The 23,412-nt window shown below is 40.9% G+C and carries 13 protein-coding genes; 4 read left to right on the forward strand and 9 right to left on the reverse strand.

Annotation, left to right across the window (positions count from 1 at the left end):
* Nucleotides 1-21 precede the first annotated feature (21 nt).
* Nucleotides 22-744, forward strand: a complete 723-nt coding sequence (locus B9A58_RS09185) for a DUF1223 domain-containing protein (protein ID WP_084372554.1) — start codon at nucleotides 22-24, stop codon at nucleotides 742-744.
* Nucleotides 745-834: 90 nt separating this feature from the next.
* On the opposite strand, the gene B9A58_RS09190 is transcribed toward B9A58_RS09185, so the two are convergent.
* The 5 genes from B9A58_RS09190 to B9A58_RS09210 all read right to left on the reverse strand — a co-directional run bounded on the left by B9A58_RS09190 (nucleotide 835) and on the right by B9A58_RS09210 (nucleotide 11,881).
* Nucleotides 835-4,566: a M4 family metallopeptidase gene (locus B9A58_RS09190; RefSeq protein ID WP_084372555.1), complete on the reverse strand. Its 3,732-nt coding sequence runs from the start codon at nucleotides 4,564-4,566 to the stop codon at nucleotides 835-837.
* A gap of 386 nt (nucleotides 4,567-4,952) precedes the next feature.
* The gene (locus B9A58_RS09195) at nucleotides 4,953-6,146 is read right to left on the reverse strand and encodes a THUMP-like domain-containing protein (protein ID WP_084372556.1); all 1,194 of its coding nucleotides are present in this window, start codon (nucleotides 6,144-6,146) and stop codon (nucleotides 4,953-4,955) included.
* A gap of 90 nt (nucleotides 6,147-6,236) precedes the next feature.
* The gene (locus B9A58_RS09200; RefSeq protein ID WP_084372557.1) at nucleotides 6,237-7,229 is read right to left on the reverse strand and encodes an aspartate-semialdehyde dehydrogenase; all 993 of its coding nucleotides are present in this window, start codon (nucleotides 7,227-7,229) and stop codon (nucleotides 6,237-6,239) included.
* Nucleotides 7,230-7,392: 163 nt separating this feature from the next.
* The gene (locus B9A58_RS09205; RefSeq protein ID WP_221407845.1) at nucleotides 7,393-9,414 is read right to left on the reverse strand and encodes a choice-of-anchor B family protein; all 2,022 of its coding nucleotides are present in this window, start codon (nucleotides 9,412-9,414) and stop codon (nucleotides 7,393-7,395) included.
* A 61-nt stretch (nucleotides 9,415-9,475) separates the two neighbouring features.
* Nucleotides 9,476-11,881, reverse strand: coding sequence for an ABC transporter permease (locus tag B9A58_RS09210; RefSeq protein WP_084372559.1), 2,406 nt, complete (start codon nucleotides 11,879-11,881; stop codon nucleotides 9,476-9,478).
* A gap of 73 nt (nucleotides 11,882-11,954) precedes the next feature.
* On the opposite strand from B9A58_RS09210, the gene B9A58_RS09215 reads away from it, so the two are divergent.
* Both B9A58_RS09215 and B9A58_RS09220 read left to right on the forward strand, forming a co-directional pair.
* The gene (locus B9A58_RS09215) at nucleotides 11,955-12,326 is read left to right on the forward strand and encodes a DUF1801 domain-containing protein (protein WP_084372560.1); all 372 of its coding nucleotides are present in this window, start codon (nucleotides 11,955-11,957) and stop codon (nucleotides 12,324-12,326) included.
* A gap of 80 nt (nucleotides 12,327-12,406) precedes the next feature.
* Entirely contained in the window at nucleotides 12,407-17,722 is a 5,316-nt protein-coding gene (locus B9A58_RS09220) for a lamin tail domain-containing protein (RefSeq protein ID WP_084372561.1), read from the forward strand.
* Nucleotides 17,723-18,054: 332 nt separating this feature from the next.
* Here the strand turns inward: B9A58_RS09220 and B9A58_RS09230 are convergent, their stop codons facing one another.
* The 4 genes from B9A58_RS09230 to proS form a co-directional block, all read right to left on the reverse strand.
* Nucleotides 18,055-18,801: a carboxypeptidase-like regulatory domain-containing protein gene (locus B9A58_RS09230; protein ID WP_176214737.1), complete on the reverse strand. Its 747-nt coding sequence runs from the start codon at nucleotides 18,799-18,801 to the stop codon at nucleotides 18,055-18,057.
* Between the two features lie 112 nt (nucleotides 18,802-18,913).
* Nucleotides 18,914-19,894, reverse strand: a complete 981-nt coding sequence (gene floA, locus B9A58_RS09235) for a flotillin-like protein FloA (protein WP_394334426.1) — start codon at nucleotides 19,892-19,894, stop codon at nucleotides 18,914-18,916.
* A gap of 17 nt (nucleotides 19,895-19,911) precedes the next feature.
* On the reverse strand, nucleotides 19,912-20,382 hold the full coding sequence (locus B9A58_RS09240) for an NfeD family protein (RefSeq protein ID WP_176214738.1): 471 nt from the start codon (nucleotides 20,380-20,382) through the stop codon (nucleotides 19,912-19,914).
* A 70-nt stretch (nucleotides 20,383-20,452) separates the two neighbouring features.
* Nucleotides 20,453-21,937 carry a proline--tRNA ligase gene (gene proS / locus B9A58_RS09245; RefSeq protein WP_084372566.1) on the reverse strand — a complete coding sequence of 495 codons (1,485 nt, stop codon included), beginning with the start codon at nucleotides 21,935-21,937 and terminating at the stop codon, nucleotides 20,453-20,455.
* Nucleotides 21,938-22,054: 117 nt separating this feature from the next.
* On the opposite strand from proS, the gene B9A58_RS09250 reads away from it, so the two are divergent.
* Complete coding sequence (locus tag B9A58_RS09250) at nucleotides 22,055-23,395, forward strand: hypothetical protein (RefSeq protein ID WP_084372567.1); 1,341 nt, start codon at nucleotides 22,055-22,057, stop codon at nucleotides 23,393-23,395.
* The last annotated feature ends 17 nt before the right edge of the window (nucleotides 23,396-23,412 follow it).

Below are 23,412 nucleotides of genomic sequence, written 5' to 3' on the forward strand. Positions count from 1 at the left end.
GATACTTTTTGTTAAAGCGTCATGAAGTATTTGTTGAGTTTTTTATCGTTCCTGCTGTACTCTACACTATGGGCACAATCTGCTCGCCCCATTGCAATCGTTGAATTATTCACCTCACAGGGTTGCTCAAGCTGCCCTTCTGCAGATCGTCTACTCAGAGAGGCCGTGAATGCCCAAAACGAAAATGGAGAAGTCTATGGTTTATCATTCCATGTGAGCTATTGGAATAGGCTCGGCTGGACAGATCCATACAGCTCCACTCAGTATACAGAAAGACAAAAATGGTATGCTGAAAAGATGGGCTTAGGTAGGATTTACACCCCACAAATGATAGTAGATGGAAACGATGAGTTTGTGGGTTCTCAAAAAAACCTTCTCCTAAAATCCTTAAAGTCAAGTTTTGAGTCCAACACTAAAACAGAAATCTCCATTATTGACCTTTCCAAGAAGGGGCAAAAACTCAACCTATCCTATGTCTGTCAAAGTATCTCGCGAGACGAGTTGCTAAATATAGCCGTAGTACAAGCAGTCGCTTCCAACCATGTACCTAGAGGTGAGAATAAGGACAAGAAACTGGTTCATTCCAACGTTGTCAGAGCATTTTACACCTTTCCGGCCAAAGCTGAGGGCAGTGTATCCTTTGAACTGCCTGAATTGTTGAAACACGCGAAATACGAGGTCATAGCTTATACGCAAAACAAAATAACGCTTGAAATTTCAAGTGTGGGCAGAAGCCAATTTTAGACATAAAAAAACCGAAGAAGTTACCTTCTCCGGCTCGTATTTATATTAAATAATAAAAGGTTGCTCTTGCTTAACGCTTTTTACTAACATTTATTCTTTAGAGAACTTCTTAATTACAGATTTTCCTCCATGATCAACCAGGCGAATAAGATAGATACCAGACTTTAGTCTACTCACATCTACTTTACTATTGACCAGTTGTCCAGCGGCCACATTCTTACCCATCAGGTCAGTGATCGCATAAGCCACTTCTTCTCTCGTAGTCACGATATTTAAGAAATATCCAACCACTGGGTTAGGGTACATGTCAACACTGACAGGTGTACCCACTGATGAAACTGAGGCAAATCCATTGAATGCACTTCCTCCAACACAGAATGCTGTAGTTTCACTTGAACCAAATGATCCTCCAGATGCCAGGGTAGTACTTCCATCAGACAAGGTATAAGAACCACTGCCATAGCTACAGCAAATACCGTCACCATAGGAATCATTCATTACCAGACTATAGCATCCGTCTGCAAGATCAACATTCACATTGAGCGTAGACCCATCAGCTTGTGAGGCATAAGTGCCACCCGAAGCCACTGTCGTACTGCCACTCATGATGGACCAGCTGGTTTCTTCTGGATAGTTATCAAATGTAATGGATAAGGTTACACTGTTTGTTCCGCCAGTACCACCAGCAGAAAAGGATAGGTCATCCACTGCCATATCTCCACGATAGTTTGACCCTGTAACACCAACAAACCTGAGTTTTACTGTTTCTCCAGTATATGAATCCATATTTACATCAGCTGTCAACCAGCTGTTGCCTTTGTTTCCAGATTGTGACCAAACAGAAGACCAGTTGTTTCCATCTGTAGTTGCTTCTAGCGTCAGGCTTCCCATATTGGATCCATACATGTGGTATTTGAAAGAGAAGCTTGCAGCAGATTCTCCTGATAAGTCATAACAAGGGCTTTCTATACGAGTTACCTTGCTTGGGTAGTTAGGGCTGGAAGCCTCCACATACATGTAATAGCTACCCTCAGATGCGCCACTAGGCCCAGTGCTGCTTGATGGAGTAGATCCAGTTCTTCTCGTCCAATCCAAATCGTCACCACTTTGGTTGACCCAGGCTCCAAATCCAGATTCAAATCCTTCAGCATACGGAATTGTAGTAGTAGACGAACAAGTCATGCCTCCACTTTGAGTCGTTACATTTACTGTGTTACTGGCTGCTGAAATATTACCAGCAAGATCCTTGGCTCTTACACTGAAAGTATATGCAGTACCAGCTGTCAGACCCGTGATATTCGCAGTAGTGGTAGACACTTCACCAATATTGGTTGCTCCTTGATAGACATCGTAGCCAGTCACGCCTACATTATCTGTAGATGCATTCCAGTTCAGTGTCAAAGTAGTTTGGGTAACAGCTGAAGCTGCCAATCCTGTAGGAGTCGAAGGTGCCTCCGTATCAGCAGAACCAGTCACTACCGTGATGGTATAATCTTCCACTTCACCATACTGGAATGACTCACAAGAAGTCGGAATTCCGTTGTACTTCATTGAAACTCTCATTCTTGTGTTTCCTTCAGTAGCACCTGACGGCACTGTGAAAGAGCCACCCACTGGGGACGTCTGCGTAGCTGATTGCGTATATACCTGCTCACCAGAATCCGTAAAATCTCCATCTTGGTTGTAATCTACCCAAACAGAATAGGCCTCATTGTAAATTGAACCTGTCCAAGTTGGAGTGATGGTAATAGTGTAAGCGTCTCCTTTTGTCAGGCTGGTAGATTGCGTAGTGAAATCTCCATATCCACCAGAAGATGCTCCAGTACTGTTGTCAATGGTATTGAGCTGTACGCGACTGATGTATTCATCAGAAGTGTTGTTGCCATTAGATGCACAGTAATTTACTGGAGGAGTACCTGTCGTGGTCACGTTCAAGTTGGATGAAGCACCATTGCCACCTGTAGAACAATTAGCCACAACTGAACACGCATACTGAGTTCCTGCATTCAATCCTGATGCCACATAGCTCGTACCTGAAACGGTAGAAGATGATCCTCCCACTGTAACTGTATAGTTGCTTGCGCCAGAAACGCTATTCCAAGAAAGTGTGAAACCATTGTCACCTACACTAGATGAAGCAAAACTACCTGGGGCAGCTAAAGCACAAGTCTGTACATATTCAGAGCCAACACCTACAGCATACCATGAGTTGGTGACTGCTATTTCCTGTGCTGATCCCGAACCGAAAAGTTCTATGGAAGATTGGATAGAGTAGGTTCTGAAATCGGCATAATCAGAAGTAGAGTTTAGATAAACTGACTCTGTTCTCCAGGCAATTGCTGCAGCATCATCTACTCCAATACCTGTGACGCTATAACTATCGCTCACATCGTTCGTGCCAGATTCTCCAGCAGCTAGCACATAAAACCAGTGATTGGTAACCCCACTGTTGGTGTGTACACCACAATAATCATTGCCACTACTAGGTGAGCAATTCTGGCTTACCCAATAAGTCCCACCATAAGTATCTGGATCACCATAAGCCTTAGGGTTTGACATAGATCTGAAAGTTTGTCCAATCTCAGTTCCGAGATTCCAAATATCCTTGTTCAACCCGTAAGTTTGGTTCACATAATACTCTACACAAGCACCCCAGATATCACTAAGGCCTTCGTTCATAGCACCCGACTCTTTTTCATAAACCAAGTCTGCCGTACCTGTACAGAATGCATGACCAATTTCATGAGCAGTGATATCAACTGTAGTCAATGGATCTAGGCTGTTTCCTTTTCCATAAACCATCACATATCCAGTCCAAAAAGCATTGTCATTGTATCCTGATGGATAGCCATACACGGACTCAATATCTGTGTTTACGTGACTTTCAATGGCTGCGCCATTGCCATCATAACTGTCTCTACCATAGTTTGACATAAAAAAATCATAGGTAGCTTCAGCCGCAAAATGCGCATCCAATCCAGCATTGTCTTTGTCAGAGTTGTTGTATTCACCAGCAGTCCAGTTGTTGTCATTGTCCGTGTATTCTGATGATCCATTTGGCCGCCCTGTAATGTTATTCGCACTCGTAGCTGTGGTGGCATCGTAGGTCAAGACACCATTGCCGCGAGAGTAGTCTCTCAATCTATAAGACCCAGAATTGCTATCTGTGTGAATAGATTGCGTACCACTGTATCTGGTAGCAGCAGAACCAACAGCATCCGCTTGATGGATCTTACTGTTGTATCTCACTACCTCCCCAGTTTCCGCATCTATATAGACATAGGCATTTACAAAAGGCTTACCACCAAGAATGTGATATTTATAAGCCAAGCGCGACTTATATCCATTGGCCGTATTCTGAATAATCACCAATTCTCCTTCAGGTCTTTGTTCATTGGCTTTACCATTGGACAAAGACTCCCAGGCAAATTCTGTAGCCTCAGTTGCTGATTTGGCTAAATCCAAAGCTGCATCTTTTGACATAGCAGGAGACGTGTTTAGGTTTTCTACTGGTTTGTAATTTCCAGTCATGTGAGTTGCCACGCCACCTTTAGAATGAATGGTGTAGGTAGATCCCTCTACTTTAATCCCTTTGTAGAAGTGTTCGAATTTTTCATGTCTGAAGCCTAATCGATCGTCTTCCGTTTTAAGCATTCTCATCTCTTCGGAATCGTTCATATTAAGCTCCGCCCTGAGCAATTCAGTTTTGGATAATCGTCCTTGGCTAGATTCTAGCTGGATAAAAGATTTGGACTTGTCCTGTGCAAATCCTTGATAACAGACACTTGCTGCTACCAAAAGTGTAGATAACACTTTTTTCATAATAAATAGGGTTTAGTTGAATAATAGATTAGTATGATTAACATGTCTAGCTGCTGTTAGACAATATTGAATCCAATAGAAAAGGGTGTGAAATCGAAAAGCTATTAGAGAAACAATAGCAGAATTTCCGATAGAATATTTCGGTAAATACCGAATATAATAAGGTATGCATTTGGGTTAGGTTATGTATAAAAAGATTATTCTGTATTAGAATAATTCCACAATATATATTTAATATACTAATAAAGCAAAAAATGCCCCTGGAAGAGATTTAAGGGTATTTTGACACTAACGTACGTTAGTACGTCAATTATCAATCGCAAGACCATCGCACCCATCATGATAGAGTCCTTAAAGAAAGTGAATCTCCTTGATCCAGGATTAGCTCAAAGCTTTTCGCAAACCAAAACGGCCAAGCCTCCATCCATAAGGGTAGTTGCAAATAGGTACACTTCTCCGCCTTCCCTAATGCCTGTCTTCTTTCGGATTTCTTTGACAGTCATGGGATAGTTGCGAACGGTGATGTTTGCTTTGCTCTGGGGCAAAAAAGGCTTGAGTTTTTTCTTATTCAAGACCGTTTGATCAATGATTTTAAAAGTTCTGCCAGGGAAATTTTTGACTACAGCATCAGAAGTATATAGATGAGAATTACGATTAAGTTTCTTAATGTTAAATGCATGCGAAACAGCATTGAACCCTCCTGCTTTCATGATGGAAGCGTTAGGTTCATAAAGGAAATCCAGTGGTAGGCTGAATTGAGGTACTACTTCCTCTTGAGCATCTGAAAATACAAAGGTCTCTTTTTGATCTTTCGTCAAATTCACTGCAATGCGCTCAGCAGAACCCTGATGTGATGGAGCAATTAGAAACAACAATTCCTTGCACTCATTCTTCACAGAAACCACGTGTACCTCTTTTACATTTGAAAGTACTTCAAGGGCCAAACGAATATCTAAAAGGGGGGACAGTTTGATAAGCACCTCTGCCTTGCGCTTGAGCAAGAGCGGAATGATCAAATTCAAGTCTGGTGTACAATCTTCTATTTGAAAGACCTTTTGATTGGTTTCGTCCCTGCGGGCAGGATCAATGAAGTAAAGATCAGCTGATTCTGTTTCTTTTGTCAGATATTCTTCTGCTGAGGTATTGACCAACTCAATATTTTTGGCTTTTAGGTTTTCAAAGTTATGATTGGCCAATTCGACAAGCTCCTGAGATTTCTCTATATAATGTGCCTTTTCGAACTGCTGAGAAAGGTAGAATAAGTCAATTCCAAATCCACCCGTCAAATCAGAAACTGATTTTCCACGAACTAAGCCCGCCTTATATTTTGCTGTTTCTTCAGATGAACACTGCTCCATGGATACGCCATGTGGAAAAATAACTTCCTCATGGGCAAACCACTCTGGCAATTTAGTTTGAGCCTTCTTTCTGGATTGTATTTGAGCCACTATTTCCCGAATGGGTAGTTCAGGATATTTTTTTGATTGTAGTACTAAAGCCACAGGGTCATCATTCAAATGGGTTTGAATAAATTCCTTGACTTTGGAGGAACTAAGTATATCTATAAGTGAATTGGACATAAAAAAACTGGCTCAAATCTAAAACATTCGAACCAGCCTTTTCTTTGTGCGAATGGCTTATTCACACGAATAACTAAAATAGGTTTCTTCTTAGAGTACCAGATTGTGCTCAGATACGTATTGTGCTATTTGAACGGCATTGGTAGCTGCTCCTTTTCTTAGATTGTCTGCTACAATCCATAGGTTCAATGCATTTTCTTTAGACTCGTCTTTTCTGATTCTGCCCACGAATACTTCGTCCTTCTTATGTGCTGTCAATGGCATAGGGTACACATTGTTGGCTACGTCGTCTTGAATCACTAGGCCAGGAACTTTAGACAAAATCTCTCTCACCTCTGTCAAGTCATAAGGATTGTCGAATTCAATATTCACTGCCTCTGAATGACCCCCCATGGTTGGGATTCTCACGCAGGTGGCAGAAACTTTTACGTTTGGATCGCCCAGAATTTTGACCGTTTCATTAGTCATTTTCATTTCCTCCTTTGTGTATCCATTTTCTTGGAATACATCAATGTGTGGCAATACATTCATGTCAATTTTGTGAGGGTAAACCATGTCAGGTGTCTCGCCATTTCGCTCTGCCATCATTTGATCTACTGCACCTTTTCCAGAACCAGTCACAGATTGATAAGTAGATACGATCACGCGATTGATTCCATATCGCTCGTGCAATGGCCCAAGTACCAAGACCATCTGAATAGTTGAGCAGTTGGGGTTGGCAATGATTCGATCGTCTATCATTATTGCTGATCCATTAATCTCTGGAACAATCAATTTTTTGGTTGGATCCATTCTCCAGGCTGAGGAGTTGTCGATAACAATAGTGCCTACTTCCGCAAACTTAGGAGCCCACTCCAATGAGGTACTGCCTCCCGCAGAAAAGATAGCAACGTCTGGCTTGGCTGCTACTGCATCTTCCAATCCAATGATCGTATGTGCCTTGCCTTGGTATTCTACCACTTTACCCACAGAGCGGGCAGAGGCAACCAACAACAATTCGTCGTATTGAAAATTTCTTTCTTTGAGAACTTCCAGGATTTCTGATCCAACCAAGCCCGTGGCTCCAACTACAGCTAACTTCACTTCTTTACTTTTTTATTGAGGACTCAAAATTAGTATAATTCCATTGAGAACGTGCGCAGAGAAAACATGAAATTTTTCAATTATGTTAATGAAATTGACTGATTGTTAAATTATTAACTAATTAAATAAGGTTCTCAAAAATCCTAACACAATCCAACTGCTACTACTTGACGAGCAGCTTTTCTCGCACTTTGTTTCCTTTATTGTCTTCTATCTCTATCAAATAAATACCTGCAAACAAGCTACTTGCATCAATGGCTTGCCCTTCTCCCGAATTGGTTTTGCCATATAAAACTACCTGACCACAGGCATTGAGCACAGTGTATCTCAGCCACTCGTCACCCTTTCCTGTTCTAATCTGAATGAAAGAATGCGTTGGGTTAGGATAGATGACCATGCTGGCAGGCGTGCTTTCAACATGAGTAACCACCAATGAAATACCTTTTTCAATGGATCGAGTACCACAACCATTTCCGGCTGTTAGCACGACAGTGTAACTATCTGAAGTAAGTGGGTAACTGTGTGAAGGAGATGAAAAAGTAGATTTTGATGAACCATCTCCAAAATCCCACTCATAAGTATCTGCCTCAACGGAGGTATTAGAAAATACCACGTTGTTGTTGGTGACAATGAATTCAAATGCAGGTGTTGGCTTATTGTTGAGCGTAAGCACAGCGCTTTCACTCACATATTCTACTTCACCATCCGTGGCCACACATCTAAAATTAAGACCGTTTTGATCTACATGTCCTTCATTTATTATGAGAACATTTGAGTTTATATTTGAATACTGTACTTCATTATCAATATCTACAAAACCTGAACCCAAGTCATACTGCCATTGGTAGTTCAGGCCATCACCAGCCACTTCAAACCAGACATGGATTTCTTCTTCCTCACAGCCTTCAAAGTCTTCTGGCTGATGCACTATGTAGGTGGAGCTATAATCTACAGCCAATAAAAAAAGCCCATTTGTAATGTCACTAACTGCAATAGTCCCACTTTCGAAAAAAGGATAGTTGCTCCAGCTGCCTAGCCAACTCACATTGTCATTTGTGGGATAAGTATCGAAATAACCTGCTTCTCTAATAAAACCTTTGTCCACTTGAGATACATCAAATACTCTTAAACCAGCTGTGTAATTGGATTGGTACATCATGTCATCTACGATATACAAGTTGTGGTCAATTGAGCCTGTCCTGTGATCGTAAACTTCAATTAACACTGGATTATCTAAATCCTGTACATCCCAGATAAATGTTTTCGTTGTACTAGTCACATTATTTATTTCATCCAACTCATCATTGGAAATAAAATACCTATGATCCTCTGTCAACCACCCTTGGTGGGTATATTTAACTCCTTCGTAGCTCACAGTTGCTATCATAGTCAGCTCTGTTTTATCATCCACATCTACAATGGTGACGGACTCTTCGTTTGAATTAAAACAAATTTCTTTTCCTACATAGTTAGTATCAGGCCCATTGTAGACGACACATTGGGCGTCGTGTGTATAGCCGTCATTATCAAAGCAGGCCTCATAAACTGGGTTTTTTGGATCCTGAATATTGACAATGTGCAAACCACCAGAGCCACACGTAGAAGCACCCCTGGCTCCTACTACGTAGGCAAAACCTGTCTCTTCATTGATCACGATATTATGTGCATCCCCAATTCCGTCATAGTGACCAGCTTCAGTAAATGTATAAGGCACATCTGGAGAACCTAAGTCTCTCAGGTCTGTCAAATCAAAAACTTGCATGCCATGTCCTGGATCCTCACTCACGATATACGCATGATTTTTATACACCTTCATATCACGCCACACAGAGTTGCCTCCTTTCAGTCTGGAGGAATTGGCTTGAGATGACTCTATTGAATTATGTTCAGGAAGCATTCCTAACATGATAGGATCTGTAGGATCAGTAATGTCAACAAATGAAGTTCCGTTGGCCATCCCTACTATGGCATATTCCTTATTGGTGTCAGGATCTGTCCAGCCCCAAATATCATTCAGATAAATACCACCTTCTAGCTCAGCTAAGAGGTCATCTGTAGATAAATGTCCTAGTAAGGTTACATTTTGACAAGGATAATCACCAGCCATGCCATCTACGCAGGGAGTTTGGGCCATAAGATTGGCTGAAAGGAAATAAAAAAGTACGAGCGCTGTCAGTCTAATCATTTCAATGAGGTTCTGTTGTTTGAACAACAAATATATTGATAAGACTTGAGAAGGATGACTATTATTCCCTCAGCATATTCACGGGATTTTCTAGTGCTGCCTTTACAGAATACCAACCAATAGATACAAGGCCTATCACAATGATGGTGCCCACAGAGATAAGCAGAAGATTCAAACCTATTTCAATACGATAGGCAAAATTGCTTAACCATTCATTTCCCAAATAATGAGCAATTGGTAACCCTATCAGTACAGACAGTAGCATGACAGATAATTGCTTAAATGTGAAATATTTCAATATCCATAGCTCAGAAGCACCCAGAGTTTTTCGAATGGCTACTTCTTTTCGTTTTAACTCAGTGAGATATGCTGATAACCCATACATACCAAAACCAGCAAGAAAAATCGCCAATAGCGTAAAGATTGAAAACAATTCTTGGGTGTGCGACTCGCTCTCATACAGCGTTTCCAATTTGGAATCCAAAAAAGAGTATTCCACAGTTTTATCCGAGGAAAATAAGTTCCAATGCTTCGTCATTTCATCCACGGCCAGTTGAGCCTGGCTCTCTTTGATTTTAAACACCAATTTATTCACTCGTCTCATACCTGTAGAAATTACTAGGGGACGAATAGCCTCATGCAATGAATGAATGTGAAAATCTTGTACTACGCCTATTACTTTCAGTAATCTGGTGCCATTGGTGTTTTTAATAGAAGCTTCTATGGCCTGCTCTGGTGCAGTCCAACCAAACTGACGCATGGCTTCTTCATTGATGATTACACTACGGGTGGTATCCGTAAAATCCCCAGCGCGATAATTTCTACCAGCCAAGAGGGAAAGTCGAAATATGTCCACACTTTGCTCATCATTAGCAAATAAAAAAGACACATTGACTGGATTGCCTTCACTTTCTACTGTAGTATATGTGGTAGCCCCATTCACAAATCCTGGAACAGAAGATACACCAGTACCCTGTAATATATGAGGAGACTTGACCAGCTCATTTTTGAATACCTCTGCCCTTTGATTTAGCTCATACGCATTTTCAATAACCAATAAATTCTCTTTATCATATCCAAGATCTACAGTCTGCAGATATTCATTCTGCTTATAAACGACGAGTGTGGAAACGATGACTACCAATGAAACACCAAATTGCAATCCAACCAGAATGTTTCTTATCCAGCGTTCTTGGGCAGATTCTGTACTTCCTTTTGTACTGGAGCCTATCACTTCTGTGGGATAAACACTGGAGAGTTTAAGTGCTGGGTAAATTCCAGCAACCACACCCAATATCAAAGAAAAAGAAATGACTAAAACCAAAAATAAGGGCTCAATTAATACATCCAAGTCCCATAATTTGCCAGATAGCTCATTGAAAAATGGAAGTATCTGAAAAGAGAGGAGCAGAGCGAGAATACCAGAAATCAAAGTCACTATCACGGATTCTACGAGGAGCTGCCTGACGAGCCCAAAACGTGAGGCTCCCATTATTTTCTTGAGTCCCAACTCCTTCATGCGCTTGCCAGCTTTTGCAGTGGATAGGTTAATATAATTGATGCATGAGATGATTATAATGAAAATACCCACAGCCAAAAAAAGCTGGACATTGCTCTTGTTGCCATTAGACATGAATTCCCATCTGAGGTTTGAAGTCAAATGAATATCTGTGAGTGGCTGCAAGAAATAGTCATAGCTGTTTCCTTCTTTCAGCCATTTGTCAAAATCCATCCCACTTGTTCTTTCAGCCATTTGCTGCAGTAAAAATTGTCGCGCCTTAGATTCTAGCTGGGAGCGTGCAATTCCTTCTTTTAGTTTCACATAAGTAAAAAAGAAAAAGGCTGTACCCCACTCGTTATGGTATCTTGGTTCGAAAGAGTCCTGCATTGGCAAGATCAAATCTGCCTCAAAATGAGAGTTGTCAGGAAGGTCTTGAATAACTGCGCTTACTTGATAATTGAGGCTATCCCGTACGGCCAATTGCTTCCCAACAGCCTGAGTGGTCTTGAAGTATTTCATAGCCAATTTTTCGGTCAAAACCAGTTGGCGTGGTTGGCTCAAAGCAGTTTGAATATCTCCGTCCAATACCTTCAAATCAAATATCCTGAAGAAGTCAGGGTCAGCATAAAGACCCTTTTTCTCAATAAACAAGTGATGGTCAATGGTTACCTCCACATCAGCACCCATCATCCGGCTGACATTTTCCATTTCAGGAAAATTTTCTTGAAGTGCTGGCCCCACGGGTGCGGGAATTGAAGCCCAGCCCACTTCATTATTGGGATAGACGCGGTTGAGCGCCACTCTGTATATTCGATCTGCATGGCTATAGTGACTGTCATAAGTCAGTTCGCTTTGCAAATAGAGAAAAATGAAAATCGTAGAGGTAGCCCCTAGAACAAGCCCTATCAGATTGATACCATAATACAATTTGTTACGGCGAGCATTGCGAATAAAAAATTTAATCATGGCTATAATTTTAGAATTCTGACCAGATTCAAATTATTAAATTTGGAGAACAAAAGCTAGCAGCTAAGAACGAATGACAAATGTTGATGCATACATAACAAACATTGAAGGGACGCAAGGAGAAATTATGACTGTCCTAAATGACATCATTATGAATAATGACAGGATGGAATCCAAGCTTAGATATGGAATCCCTTTCTACTTTCAGAAAAGCTGGGTGTGTTATTTGAACCCTCTCAAAATGGGAGGAATAGAACTGTGCTTCCTCCGTGCCATTGAGCTATCCAATGAAAACGGGCTGCTAGACTTTAAAAAACGTAAGCAGGTAGCTGGCATTACCTATTCTAGCCTAGAAGATATAAACCTGACCCATCTGATCCCTGTAATTCAAGAAGCACTAATTCTTGACGAATCCGTGAAATACGAATCCAAACGCAATAAATAATAAATTCATAACACCAGAAAATTGTCTGTCCTATCAAGGTTGATCAATTCTCATTATTTTAGTAGTTGGAACCCATTTCAATGAGATACCTAATCACACTACTCTGCTTGTTTTATTTTCAGCTATCTCTGGCTCAGGTGAGTGATGATTTTGCAGATGGCGACTTTTCCAATGACCCTGCCTGGGCAGGTGATGACACGGACTTTGATGCTTCTGGTTTTGAATTACAGCTTGATGCTGCTACAGCTGGCGAATCGTATTTATCTACATCGCAGACAAAGCTAGGAGAAACTACATGGGAGTTTTTGACGCATTTTGATTTCAACCCCTCCTCAACGAGTCTAGCCAAGGTTTATCTTGTTTCAGACCAAGAAAATTTAACTGGCTCATTGAATGGCTATTTTGTTATGATTGGAGATAGTGATGATGAAATCAGTTTGTATAAACAAAATGGCACCACTGAGGAGTATGTGATTGATGGAACTGATGATGTAATTAATGCCAGTTCAGTAAACGTAAGAGTGAAAGTGATTAGAGACGCCACTGGGAATTGGGAGCTTTTTCACGACACCTCAGGAGGAAGTGACTATACCCAAGAAGGCACGTCAACTTTAGATAATGAGTTTACTAACACGTCATACTTCGGCATTTTTTGTGAATATATAGACTCAAGAAAATCAGCCATTTATTTTGATGATATTTATGTAGTTGGTTTTACTGTGGCTTCTATAGCGCTAGAAGATTCCAATTCGATCCGTATTACCTTCAACCAAAATGTAGATGAAATTTCAGGAGAAACACTTTCAAATTATTCTATAAACTATGGCTATGGTAGTCCAATTTCTGCAGAAAGAGATATCACCAATCTTGATGAAGTAGTTCTTATCTTTTCCGAAGATTTTGTAAATAATAGCTATACACTAAATATTGATCAGGTTGAAAATGACGCAGATGATGACATTATTTCTAATCTAAATCAAACCTTGAGTGTTGAAAAGCAAACCCCGTTCAGAGATATTGTAATTAACGAAATTTTTGCTGACGTCTCTCCACAAATCGGACTCCCAAGTGCTGAATACCTTGAACTGTACAACTCATCTTCTCAGGCTATCAATATTGGTGGTTTCACTATTGATTCAAAAACACTAGATGACTTTGTCCTTGAATCTCAAGACTACCTGATTCTCACTAGCACAAGCAACGTTGGTGAATTTTCCGGCAATATTATGGGCTTAAGTAGTTTCTCATTGACGGATGGAGGAGAAGCCCTTACCTTGTTAGATAATCTGGGTAATACTGTAGACTCAGTGTCATATAATCCAAGCTGGTACAAGGATTCTGAAAAGGACGATGGAGGCTACTCCCTAGAACAAATCAACCCTGAATTGACTTGCAGTTATGAAAACAACTGGACTGCATCCAATGACGCAGACGGAGGAACTCCTGGCACCCAAAATTCAGTTTATGACAACACAGCAGATACTGATGGCCCTAATCTTGTCGGTTTTACCTCCACAGATGCCAACACCCTTTTACTCACCTTTGACGAGCCCATGGATGAAACGTCATTAAATGGTGCCTCCTATACTTTTGACAATGGCATTTCTGAGAACGGCATCACCCCCATCAGTCCAGGTTTCTTTTCAACTTGGGTTGATGTGACCCCAGACTTGACCAGTGGCACTACCTACGTAATTACTGTGACTGGAGCCACAGACTGTGAAGGCAATGCAGCTGAAACCAATAGTTTGTCCTTCAGCCACGATACTAATCCGCCAGAATTGGAGCGTGTCATTGTGATGTCCACCAATCAAATTGATATACTATTCAATGAAAATTTGAATCAAGCCGTGGCTGAAACGGAAAGCAACTATACATCCAACCACTCTGGTGGAAACCCCTCGTCAGCAGAGCTTAGTGAAACTGATTTTTCTTTGGTGAGTTTAATTTTTGAGGATGATTTTTCTTTGGAAGTTGAGCACACGCTCACAGTCGAAAACCTAGAAGACACCCAAGGAAATGCCTTGGTATCTGCTCTCTCACCCACTTTTACTTACGCTCAAGATGTGGACAGTGTCTATGTGATAGGTATCAACCTGCTGGATATTTATTTCAGTGAAGATCTTGAAGAAAGTAGCGCAATTGACCCAGACAACTATGAAGTGAATGACGACGTGGGGAATCCATCCAGTGCCTTTTTTGATGGCAGTAATGACCGTCTGATTCATTTGGCTTTCGCCAATAATTTTGATGATAACAAAGAGCTAACCCTCAACATCAGTGACATACAGAATGATGATGGAGGATATTTGACTACGCCAGAAATAAATTTTGTTTATGATACTTCCCCACCAAAAATCGACACCATTTATGTGACATCATCTACAACCCTTGACGTAATATTTGCCGAAAAAGTAGGCTCTCAATCTGCTCAATCAAAAGAAAACTATGAATATGATGAAATATTCCCAGTCGAAGCCATTTTAGAAGAAGATCAGCAAACTGTACTTCTCACGTTCGATCAGGATTTCGAAAGAGAAGTGGTCTTTGAATTATATATTGATGAGATCAAAGATCTTTATGGAAATGAAATCAAAACCCGTATCAAACAAGAATTAGTTTATGATGTCTTTGAGCCACAGCTCGACAGTATTAGAGTTAGATCAGCTAATGAAATCGTTCTTTGGTTTAATGAAAATATAGATCAAAGCACGGCTGAAAATGTGACCAATTATTCTGTAGGAGGAGAGCAGCCACTTAGCGCAACGCTGAACTTAGAGTATCAAGATCAAGTTTATTTGGAACTGAACAATGATTTGCCCGAAGAGGCTGAGATTGTTCTAGAAGTTTCTGACATGGAAGATCAGAGGAAAAATTCAATTACCTCTGTTATCTCAACTACTTTCGATTATGATGTTTTTTACATTGGCAGGATTCAGCCCATGGATCAAACAAGTCTCCAATTAGAATTCAATAAAATCCCTGATTCAAATACCAAAAGTGCCTTATCCAATTATATGTTGAATGGAGAAGAGGCAGTAAGTATTGACTTTCTAGAAGACCGAGTGGCAACAGTCACTTTTCCCACTCAGGTAGAAGACGATACTGATAATGCCTTGAATGTAGAAAGTCTGACTGATCAAAATTCAAACCCCCTTTCAATAAATACTTACAGTTTTCATTTTGACAGTCGAATTTCGAACAGTTCTCTAGTGGGTGACCGAACGATCGTATTGGAATTTGAAGTGGGTTTGGATGAAGATCAAGTATTGTCCACAGCTGATTTTAGTGCTTCTCCGACACTTGGCAATTGCCTGGCGGCTGTCATTGATAGTGAGAATTCCGAAATACTTAGACTCACATTTGAGCATGCCTTGACAGCAGATATCTCATACCAAATCTCTTGGCAAAGCCTCATTAATGAATTCGGAAATGCGCTGCCAAATTATTCTATCACTGCCATCAAAGACCTAACACCCGCGAGTCTTGTAGACCACCAGGTTCTAGACGAAAACTCCGTTTGGCTGCGATATTCAGAACTGCTCAATGAAACGTCTGCAGAGTTTCTATTCAATTATCACGTTGCGCCTGATATTGCATATCCAATTTCTGCAAAGTATGACGAAGCAGATTCTTCTGTATTACTCGATTTTTCCAGCTCATTTCTTGAAGGCACCAACTACACGCTGACTCTCGACCATATCGAAGACTTGGCAGACAATGTACTCTTAGATTATAGCATTGATTTTACTTTTGAAGCTGCAGCAACTCCAGGTTTTGGAGATTTAATCATCACTGAAATTATGGCTGATCCTACCCCTGAAGTAGGCTTATCTGACAAGGAATATCTGGAAATTTATAATACCACTGAAGAAACCATTTCACTGGCTGGGATTAGCATTGTGGATGAAGGTGGAGTGGCCACCATCGTTTCTGGAGAAATTGAAAGTGGAGCTCATCTGGTGCTAACTTCCAACTCTGGAGTATCTGATTTTTCATACGTTTCTGTCATAGGAGTTACCAGTTTTCCATCTTTAAATAATACAGGAGAAACCATTTCACTGTACACAAACGATCAACTCATCTTTAGCACTTCCTATTCAACAGATTGGTACAAGGACAGTGACAAAGAAGAGGGCGGCTGGTCACTGGAAATGATTGATACAAGCAATCCCTGTGGAGAATATAGTAATTGGACAGCATCTGCTCATGCGCTTGGTGGCACACCAGGATTGCCAAATTCGGTTCTGGCATCAAATCCCGACCATTTCGGTCCCCAGTTAATTTCTGCAATTGCCACAACTGAAAACTCCATTGAACTGACCATAAATGAAAAGCTGCACCCAGATTCATTCGCCAATGCTCAGATTCTTCTCAGCCCTTCTAAAGCCTTTTCTAATTCTACACTAGTTGAACCAGAAAATATACAAATAGAGATCACTTTGGCAGAAGAACTGGAATCTGGGCAGTCATACGAAATTGAGCTATCCAACCTCTCGGACTGCTTATCCAATGGCATAGATGCTGAACAAAATTCAGCTGCATTCAGACTCCCTGAATCAGCTGATCCAAAAGACATTGTCATTAATGAAGTACTTTTTAATCCCAGAGTAGGAGGAGTTGATTTTGTTGAAATTTACAATAACTCTGAAAAAGCCATTAACCTAAAAGACTGGATGCTTGGTGATAAACTAAATGATCAAAAAGTGATAACTCATGAAAATCTGGTTCTCAATCCATTTGAGTATTTGGCTCTATCGCCAGACCCTGCCATTCTGATCACTGAATATCCTAAGGGTGATAACTCCCGAATGGCCACTATGAATTCCTTTCCAAGTCTGGCAGATAATGAAGACTCTGTATTACTAATCAGTAGTGAAGGCCTGCTTATTGACGAAATGAAATATGAGGACGATTACCATTTCAACCTCCTAGATGATGACAATGGTGTATCATTGGAAAGGGTCTCTTTTGAGGCAGAAAGTACAAACCCAGATAGCTGGAGGTCAGCTGCGAGTACAGTAGGATTTGCCACTCCAGGAGTAACCAATTCGCAAATCATGTCCGCCAACCAATCCTCTGCTACAGTTTCTATTGATCCACGAGTATTCATTCCAGACAGTACTGGCTTCAATGATTATACAACTATCAATTATCAATTAGCCCAGTCTGGCAACTTTGCCAACGTCCACGTCTATTCAGTCAATGGAGTACTCATCAAAACATTGGCTGAGGGTGAATTGCTTTCAACCACAGGATTTTTCACCTGGGATGGAACCACTAATCAAGGTAACCTTGCATCAGTAGGCTATTACGTAGTGATTTTCGAGACATTTGATGGTCAGGGCAATAAATCTATTGAAAAAGAGACTGTGGTACTGGGTACCAGGTTTTAGGATTTTGGCGATATGAAATTTCATTTCTAAGAGAATCCCCTAATTCACATTTACGGTTTTACTCTATTTCAGCTTTGATGAGAATGCGGCAATTTTGCTATTCACAAGATCAGTTTAAAAACTCACCAGCTATGAGTATTTCGCAATCTTTAATATCAAAGGGAATTAGGTTGCTCTTCAGCAATGAAGAGAATGTTTGGTATGCCGTCATAGGAGAGCGAAAAAAATATCTTGGAAGTGAACAACAGTGTCAAGCGTTTTTGAGAAACCTTAAAAACTAAGTGAAGTTGGGTTGTTCGCTGGAAAAGCACGAGTCGCAAGTCTCGTGCTTTTTATTTTTCCTCCTCTCGAGTTTCTAAATACTCATTGTACTTCACAATGGCATCAGGCAATATTTGTAGCAAATCATATACAGAAGACTCAGCCACACGTTTCAATGTCAGTCCTGAATACTGCATAAAATCCCTGTAATAATATTCATCAAAGTATTGATCCATCTGATCAAAGGCGTCATCCAAATTGGCCTTGGCCTTACTATACACTATATCTTCCGCTTGCTTTTCTTTTAGGTATAAGTAATTCTTCTTTTCCTGTTTATACTGCTTGCTGAAGGCTCTGTAAAGAGCTGTCATAGGACTACCTACTGCTGCCAAACCCATATGATAATCCTTCTCTGTAGGTTTGTTAGAATATTTGACGCCAGGTACATAGTACACTTCGCGTTCTGGCTGTTTGATAATGGTATTGGCTTGAAAGTCAGAAGAAATTTCTACATCATTCAAAATAATCGTGCTCCTGTGCATTGCCAGAATAACCTTTTGTACTTCTTCTACACTAGTAACCACCAAAGACAGCGAATCATATCCAACAAGCCTGAAGTGCAGGGTATCCAAGTGATTGACCTGAAATTCGAATCGTCCCTCATGAGTAGTGGTGGTACCCAAGTGCTCGGTAAGATAAACGTGAACATTGGCCAGTTCTTCCAGGCTCATACCATCAAGTATTTGTCCATGGATGGTAATCTTTTGAGCAGATGCATTCTGGATCAGGCAAAAGAATACCAGCAGAGTGGCAGCCATTAATTTGAGCATAAAAAAAACGGGCATCCTCGAAATCCAGATCATTGGTCGCATTACACAACTAATGCCTGGTAAGTCTCCGAGGATGCCCGTCAATAATATTATTCAGTGCTTATTTACTTGGCTTTTTGCCAGACCCTGAGCTTTTTGGTTTAGAAATAGACTCTCTCATTTCGGTATCCGCCTTGATGTTGTCCATTTTGTAATAATCCATGATACCCAAGTTGCCATCAATAAATGCCTGAGCCATAGCTTTTGGAATTTCTGCCTCAGCTTCGATCACTTTGGCTCTAGCTTCTTGCGCTTTGGCCTTCATTTCTTGCTCTACTGCAACTGCCATAGCTCGACGCTCTTCAGCTTTGGCTTCCGCTACCTTCAGATCAGCAGCAGCTTGGTCAGTCTGAAGATCAGCACCAATATTTTTCCCAACGTCTACATCTGCAATGTCAATCGATAGAATTTCAAAAGCTGTACCAGCATCCAATCCACGACTTAAGACCAACTTCGATATTTTGTCTGGGTTTTCCAGCACCTCCTTGTGCGTCACAGCAGAGCCAATAGAAGTCACAATCCCTTCTCCTACTCTGGCTAAAATGGTATCTTCTCCTGCTCCACCTACAAGCTGAGCCAGGTTAGCTCTTACAGTCACTCTGGCCACAGCAATCAACTGGATACCATCAGATGCCACAGCTGCTACCCTTGGTGTGGTGATCACTTTGGGATTTACAGAAATTTGTACTGCTTCAAACACATCTCTACCTGCCAAATCAATCGCAGCTGCCTGATTAAATTCCAAAGCAATATTAGCCTTATCGGCAGAGATCAGAGCTTTAATCACAGTTGGCACATTGCCTCCTGCTAAATAGTGTGTTTCCAATTCATTCGACGTAACAGTCAGACCGGCCTTAGTTGCCGTGATCAAGGAGTTCACTACTAATGATGGAGGTACTTTTCTGATTCGCATGAACACAAGCTCCGCCAATCCAACACGCACATTAGAAAATACTGCAGTGATCCAAAGATTGACTGGAACAAAATACAGAAAGGTGAAAAATAAGATAATGGCTCCAAAGAGCGAAATTATCATCATCATACTACTCATTATAGGTATTAGTTTATTGGTTCAACAATTATTTTATTTCGCTCCAGCTTGATGATTTTTATTTGTGTGTTTTCCAACACAAATGAACCAAGTGAAGACACTTCATATTCTTTTTCATCAAATTCGGCTTTGCCAACAGGTTTCAAAGAAGATATAGACTTCCCTACTTGACCTATTTCAAGTGCCGCAGTCAACCCTTCATTTACAGGGGTTTTCATTACGCTCTTATTCGAAAATTTATTCCACGCGCCCGACTTAAAACTGAAAATTACAGCCGCCAAACCTACAACAAGCGAGACGGCCAATACTACATGACCTGTATCAACGCCATAAAGTTCGTAACTTCTGTAAATACCATAAATACCAACTAAGCATCCAAAGATGCCAACTACAGTAGTCCCTGGTACAAATATGATCTCAACTATAATCAGTGTGATACCCGCAAGAATCAAAAACGCTATAAGAAAATAATCTAGCAACAGGAATGGTTTAAATTGAGTATTCGAATATACAATATAGGGCTGAGTTTCAACTCAACCCTTTGTTTTTTTAATAAGCTTTCGCAAACACTACTCTGCCTTTAGAAGGCTGACCAGAGTACACGCATTTTCCTTCTTCTTGTTTCTGATCAATTGGAATACATCTGATGGTTGCCTTGGTTTCGTTCTTGATCCTCTCTTCAGTTTCGGCCGTACCATCCCAATGAGCATAAACAAAGCCACCTGCTTCACTTGCAATGATCTTTTTGAACTCTTCGTAAGTATCCACTTCAAAAGAATGTGAGGTTCTATAGTCCAAGGCCTTCTTATAGATGGTTTCTTGAATATTATCCAGTAAGTCTGAAATACCTTGAGCAAAAGTATCGTCAAGGGGCATCACATTTTTTTCCAACAAGTCTCTTCTTGCTACTTCTATGGTACCGTTTTCTAAATCTTTTGGCCCGATAGCGATTCTCACAGGTGTACCCTTCAATTCGTACTCCGCGAATTTCCAACCTGGTTTGTGTGTTTTTCTATTATCAAACTTCACACTGATACCCAACTTCTTCAAGTCATCTTTGATCTTCAAGGCCACTTCAGATATTTCAGCCAACTGCTCATCACTCTTGAATATTGGAACAATCACTACCTGGAATGGAGCCAATTTCGGAGGCAATACCAAACCCTGATCATCTGAATGTGCCATAATTAAGGCTCCCATTAATCTTGTGCTCACACCCCAAGAAGTGCCCCATACATATTCCATGGCTCCACCTTCTGCATTGGCGAATTTCACATCAAAGGCTTTGGCAAAATTTTGTCCTAAGAAGTGGGAGGTTCCTGCTTGCAAAGCCTTCCCATCTTGCATCAATGCCTCAATACAATAAGTATCCTCAGCTCCCGCAAATCTTTCGCTTTCGGACTTTACCCCTTTGAGTACTGGTAGTGCCAGGAAATTCTCAGCAAAATCAGCATACACGTTCATCATCTGAACGGTCTCATCAATGGCCTCCTGCTTGGTCGCATGTGCGGTGTGGCCTTCTTGCCATAAGAACTCAGCTGTTCTTAAAAACAGTCTAGTTCTCATTTCCCATCTGACGACGTTAGCCCATTGATTGATCAATAAAGGCAGGTCTCTGTAAGATTGAATCCAGTTTTTGTAAGAATTCCAAATAATCGTTTCTGAAGTGGGACGTACAATCAACTCCTCTTCCAGCTTTGCATCTGGGTCCACAACCACACCTTTTCCGTTTTCGTCATTCTTCAAGCGGTAATGGGTCACAACAGCACATTCTTTGGCAAATCCTTCTACATGATCTGCCTCTTTGCTGAGATAAGATTTAGGAATGAATAATGGGAAATAAGCATTGGAATGACCTGTGTCTTTAAACATACCATCTAGCGTGGCTTGCATTTTTTCCCAAATCGCAAATCCATAGGGTTTAATTACCATACAACCCCTGACATCCGAATTTTCAGCTAAATCTGCTTTTTTTACTAATTCATTATACCACAAAGAATAATCTTCGCTCCGCTTTGGTAATCCTTTACTCATCTTGATTTATTAATTTTGGTATGGATATTGCTTTCTATACTGCAAAAATTGGACACAAATATAACAGGTTGTCCAGTAATTAAAATGAATGTCTTACCATAAAACTCGGAGGTCGATATGATACGGATAAACTTTAAACTGACTGTTCTTTCAGCATTGATCCTCACTTTAGGACAGATTCAAACTGGAATAGCTCAAGATGAGTACGATGATATGTACTTTTCTAAGAAGGATAGAAAGAAGATAAAGTACGCAGAAGAAAATACGGATGCTAATGTTACTTACACATCGTATGCAAATAATACGTACAACAATGCCTCGTACTCAGCTAAAGAGGTCAACCCTGAATATATAGAAAGGTATAAACAGCAGGCACGTGAGTCTACTGCCAATGAAATGGCGGCAGCCGAGCAGGACAATACCAACTCTACTTACAGCAGTCAAGATTATTATGTAGAGGAATTTGATAATCAACATGACGATGCTGCGTTTTACAATGATGCCAAATATAACAGACAGAGCCAACCCAATACAGTAAACAATTATTATGGAGGTGGCTATGGCAATCCAAACTATGGTAGGCCCAATTTCTGGGGATCTTCCATGATGATGGGCTATAACAACTGGGGTGGCTGGTCCTATGGTATGAGTTTTGGCTGGGGAAGTGGTTCAGGTTTCTATGATCCATATTTCTACGATCCTTTTTATTGCCCAATGTACAGCTACAACATGTATAGATGGTACAACCCATACTATGGATACAACAGAGGTTTCTACAACGGCTATAACTATGGATACTACATGGCTGGAAACGGAAATAATGAAGGACGCTATAGAAACGTAAGCAGAGGTGCCAGATACAGTAGAGGCTCCACGGTGGTAAGAAATGAAAATATTTCCCGAATGTCCTCCACAAGACCTACAAGAAGTACGAGTCGATCAGAAGGAGTTGTAGTCAATGGCCGATCCGGTAGTGCAACGCCAGTATCAGCGGCCACTAGCAGCAGAGCAAGAGTAGCTTCAGCCACAGCAGATCGTAGCTCCCAAAATGAATATGTAAGAAGGGCCAACGTGAGTACCTCTCGTTCTAGATTGTCAGATATTTCTAATAGAACCAGCTCTCGTGCTGCTGTATCTTCACGAACACCTTATTCTGGAAACACCGTGAGAACTTCAACTGCGCAACGAGCTGGAGTAGCTTCACAAAGCAGGAGTGATTACCGAAACGCTGGAAATACGTCCACTAGAAGCGCTAGATCCTCTTCAAATTTCAACGGCAATCAACGAAGATACAGTAGCCAACGTTCTTCTAGTTCATATTCTGGAGGTAGATCTACGGCACCTAGCAGGTCATATTCAGCACCATCCAGATCTAGAAGTAGCAATGTGCGAAGTACCCCAAGCAGATCAAGTAGTCCAAGTAGGTCCTCTAGTAGATCTTCACGCGGCAATAGATAAAAATAGAATATTTTAAT

It is taken from the genome of Reichenbachiella faecimaris, assembly GCF_900176375.1.
In the GTDB taxonomy this organism is placed as follows: Bacteria; Bacteroidota; Bacteroidia; order Cytophagales; family Cyclobacteriaceae; genus Reichenbachiella; species Reichenbachiella faecimaris.

Coding starts and splice junctions, on each gene's coding strand:
- proS (WP_084372566.1), bottom strand. CDS start 21,937: ATGAGTAAAGGATTACCAAAGCGGAGCGAAGATTATTCTTTGTGGTAT.
- B9A58_RS09210 (WP_084372559.1), bottom strand. CDS start 11,881: ATGATTAAATTTTTTATTCGCAATGCTCGCCGTAACAAATTGTATTAT.
- B9A58_RS09190 (WP_084372555.1), bottom strand. CDS start 4,566: ATGAAAAAAGTGTTATCTACACTTTTGGTAGCAGCAAGTGTCTGTTAT.
- floA (WP_394334426.1), bottom strand. CDS start 19,894: ATGATGATGATAATTTCGCTCTTTGGAGCCATTATCTTATTTTTCACC.
- B9A58_RS09250 (WP_084372567.1), top strand. CDS start 22,055: ATGATACGGATAAACTTTAAACTGACTGTTCTTTCAGCATTGATCCTC.
- B9A58_RS09195 (WP_084372556.1), bottom strand. CDS start 6,146: ATGTCCAATTCACTTATAGATATACTTAGTTCCTCCAAAGTCAAGGAA.
- B9A58_RS09220 (WP_084372561.1), top strand. CDS start 12,407: ATGAGATACCTAATCACACTACTCTGCTTGTTTTATTTTCAGCTATCT.
- B9A58_RS09230 (WP_176214737.1), bottom strand. CDS start 18,801: ATGGCTGCCACTCTGCTGGTATTCTTTTGCCTGATCCAGAATGCATCT.
- B9A58_RS09185 (WP_084372554.1), top strand. CDS start 22: ATGAAGTATTTGTTGAGTTTTTTATCGTTCCTGCTGTACTCTACACTA.
- B9A58_RS09205 (WP_221407845.1), bottom strand. CDS start 9,414: ATGATTAGACTGACAGCGCTCGTACTTTTTTATTTCCTTTCAGCCAAT.
- B9A58_RS09215 (WP_084372560.1), top strand. CDS start 11,955: ATGACAAATGTTGATGCATACATAACAAACATTGAAGGGACGCAAGGA.